The following is a 923-nucleotide window of genomic DNA, read 5'->3' on the forward strand; positions in this document are numbered from 1 at the left end:
CCGTCGTGGGCGTAGTCGCCGGCCCAGAGTTTCTGAACCGCCGGCACCAGCTCCTTCATGTAGCCGACGCCTTCCTGCTGTTGCAGGCCGGGGGTCATGCGGTCGAATTCGTACTGGTAGGAACCCCGGGCGATACCGAATTCCAGGCGGCCTTTGGTCAAGTGATCGCACAGCGCCGCTTCACCGGCCAGCCGGATCGGGTGCCAGTAGGCGGCCGCGATGGTCGCGGTGCCCAGGCGGATGCGCTCGGTGTGCTGGCCGAGCCAGGTCAGGGTCTGGAACGGGTTGGGCGCGATGGTGCATTCCAGGGTGTGGTGCTCGGACGTCCACAGGGTTTCGAAGCCGCCTTCGTCGGCGATCTTCGCCAGCTCCAGCAGGTTGGCCATGACGGTCTGCATCGGCACGTCCGGGGAGAAACGTTCCATGCTCAGGGATACGGCAAATTTCATGTGAGGCTCCTTGAATAATCAGCGCAGGCGAATCACGAACGGGTCCTGCATCTCGCCGGAGTAGTCGATGATCACGTTCTTGGCGCGGGAGAACTCGCGCATCACATCAAAGCCGCCGCGTCGCCCGTAGCCGCTCTGTTTGAAGCCACCGTTGGCCGACATGTAGGCCGAACTGCGGTAGGTGTTAATCCACACCGTGCCGGCGTCGATGCGGTTGGCAAAGCGCAGGGCGCGATCGATGTTCTGGGTCCAGATGCCCGAGGCCAGGCCGTAGGAGGTGTCGTTGGCCAGGCTGATCATCTGTTCTTCGGAACTGAACGGCATCACGCCCACCACCGGCCCGAACAGCTCGTCGCGCATGAACGGCATGTCGTTGCGGGCGTTGGCCATCACCGTCGGTTCGAAGTACCAGCCTTCGCTCAGGTGTGCCGCGCTGGGGCGCTTACCACCGATGGCGGCCTGGGCGCCTTGCTG

Annotated in this window: 2 protein-coding genes; both read right to left on the reverse strand. The window is 63.9% G+C overall.

Annotated elements, in window-relative coordinates:
• On the reverse strand, positions 1-449 hold a 449-nt coding region (locus HX803_RS31920), incomplete at its 3' end, for an LLM class flavin-dependent oxidoreductase (protein ID WP_178926048.1).
• An 18-nt stretch (positions 450-467) separates the two neighbouring features.
• Positions 468-923, reverse strand: a 456-nt coding sequence (locus HX803_RS31925) for an aldehyde dehydrogenase family protein (protein ID WP_178926049.1), incomplete at its 5' end; no start/stop codon positions are given.

It is taken from the genome of Pseudomonas sp. P7548 (assembly GCF_013386585.1).
Classification (GTDB): domain Bacteria; phylum Pseudomonadota; class Gammaproteobacteria; order Pseudomonadales; family Pseudomonadaceae; genus Aquipseudomonas.